Source organism: Polaromonas sp. P3_C2 (assembly GCF_056402675.1).
Genome location: NZ_JBFUGX010000616.1, coordinates 1 through 2443 on the forward strand (window position 1 = coordinate 1; position 2443 = coordinate 2443).

Annotated in this window: 2 protein-coding genes; both read right to left on the reverse strand. The window is 56.7% G+C overall.

Features of this window, described 5'->3' with window-relative positions:
- A partial coding sequence (locus AC1DWI_RS19800) for a hypothetical protein (protein WP_477725532.1) occupies positions 1-1500 on the reverse strand: 1500 nt, incomplete at its 3' end.
- Between the two features lie 25 nt (positions 1501-1525).
- The coding region (locus tag AC1DWI_RS19805; protein ID WP_477725533.1) for a hypothetical protein at positions 1526-2443 on the reverse strand (918 nt) is incomplete at its 5' end.

Genomic DNA, 2443 nt, shown 5'->3' on the forward strand with positions numbered 1-2443 from the left:
GTAGCACTCCAGTTGCGACATGCCGGCAACCAGTGTGTTATTGATAATGGCCCTCAACAGCCGCGGTCCAGACTGTATCTTTGAGACGGTTCCCAGTTCCCTGATCTCAGGCGTAAAGCTCTTTTCTTTCAATTGCTGGTGAGCTATGGCGATGGCGCCGGAATAGTAAATCGGCTGGAAATAGAACTTTCTCGGATCGGATGATGACTGAATGACTAGACCTGTGAGGCATGCGATAACTGCGACGACTTTCAGGTGTGGCCACCCGGAACGCTCGAACAGCAAGCCTGTGCCGACGGCGATCATTGGGATGTACACAATGATCCAACGCAGTGGCGTACTGGTTGAGTTGATGACGGGAATGCTTTTAAGGATGGCATTCCAGTGCGGCTCAAAGTAGTTGAATGCAATGGGCCATACCAAGCCAACGACTAAGGCCAGCAGCATGAACAGTTTTTGTGGCGCGGGCCATTTAAGTGYCCGGGATGTCAGCGTCCATCGCATCATGCGCTCGGAAAGTAGAAGGACAAGCAGTACTGCGCATGCAGTGCCAAAGCTGTACGCCCATTCCTCCGGGTTAAGCCCCCACTGCTGGTTGACGAGCAACTTCACCCCGATGTCGTGTGCCTGCTGCGAATCCATGAACAGGGCGGCCATGATCATGGTCACCGTGTCTGTCAAAGTACCTGCGCCTGGAAGCAGGTAGGCAGTGCGCGGAAAAAAGGCCATGAAGGAAAACGTGGCGACCAGTTTGGAAGCTGAAAGCGCTGCACCAATGGTGGCCGCCAGCACGCCCCGGATCATGAACTGGCGGAAGGCCCCCCCCAGCAAGCCATGAAGCAAACCCAGCAGCAGCACGGACAGCGCTGCTGGCAGGAGCAGTGTGCTGAAGCCTGAATGAACCCAGTACGCAGGGATGAGGCCTGCCAGTGCTATCGCGACAGCCGTGTCGGCTCGGGACCGAAGCGGCAGGAGCAGCAGCAGCGCCAGCCACGGGACCAGCGCATAACCGTGAAAGACCACATGCCCGATGATCATCCGCTGAGGCAGAAATCCGTTGAGCATCAGCATTCCGCCTACAAGCAGGCCCGTTAGCGGCCCTGCCATGAAGCCTCTGCGCATCAGAAGATAACCCCCCCAAAACAGCAAGCTGGCTGCGATGCAGAGCGTCACCCAGGCGGCTTTGACGGGCTCCATGGCAATGGCCAAGAACTGGGGCAGCGAGTAGTACGCCGATACCGGGTCTGGAAAAAAAGGCTGCCCGGCGCAAAACGACGGGGTGAACCAGGGCACGCTCAGGCCGTTTTGGGTGAACCAGATATAACCATCCAGCCAGCCTGGCAGTGCAAGTTTGAAGTCGGGGCCCAGCCAGCCATCCTGAATCGGAAAAAATGGTTCAAACGTCTGAGCTGTAATAGCCAGTAATACCAAAAAAATCAGCCAAATCCATGCTGATTGCTGGCGCGGTGAGGGGGCGTTCCATTTTGAAAAAAGCTGCATGTATGCCTGGGGAGTATTGGGTGTGTCAGGGCGCCTTGCGCCGGCGCCAAAGCGTGGCAGCCAGCCAGCCCAGCATGAGCAGCCCAAACGAGACCCAGGCGATATACGACAGCCGGTTGGCCATTTCCTGGCGTGCCGAGAAATTGAAAGCAAATGGCTTGTAGTTTGCGAATTTCTGGGCTTCCTCGCGTTGATCTGCACGGAAAAGATCGCCTGGTTTGCAGTTGTTTTCTTTTGGGTAAACGTAGCAGGCCGGGTTTTTCAGGTTCAGGAACCCGTTGTGCTCGGCAAGAACTGGCCCTGTTGTCAGGCCTTCTGCTGAGAATCTCTCCAGGCTGTAACCGAAAACGGGGTTATAGCAAAAGAGCGCCGATTTGCCTGCAGCCAGAAGGTTGTTGGATGTCACTCGCAGAATGCCCGTCTCGGTCTGCATGTCTGCACGGCTTCCGAGTTCCCGGATTCCTGCGGCAAATGTACCGTCCCGTAATTTTTTTTCAGCGATTACCACGCTGCGGGGGTCATATCCCTGCCACGAATAGAACTCCCGGCCTTCAAGCGCTGACTGCGCCACTGTTGCTGTGAGGCAGACCGCCACGGCCAGGCCTTTCCAGCGTTTCCAGGTCGCGCGTTGCAGCAGCAAGCCCATACCGACGGCAAAAATGGTGATGTACACCACCAGCCAGCGTACCAGCGTGCTGGCTGAGTTGACGATGGGCAGCGTTTTCAGGAAGGCATTCCACCRCGGATCAAAGTAGTTAAGTGCCAGCGGCACGGCCAGGCTCAGCAGCAAGGCAGAGCCCAACAGAAATTGACGCCAGCCCGGAAGCCGAAATGCCGTTGTTGCTCGGCGAATCCTGTCAACCATAAGGCAAACCAGCAAAACGGCGCTCGCCATCCCGAAGTTGAAGGCCCACTCGTGCGGCGATTGCGTGGCCTGCAGGTT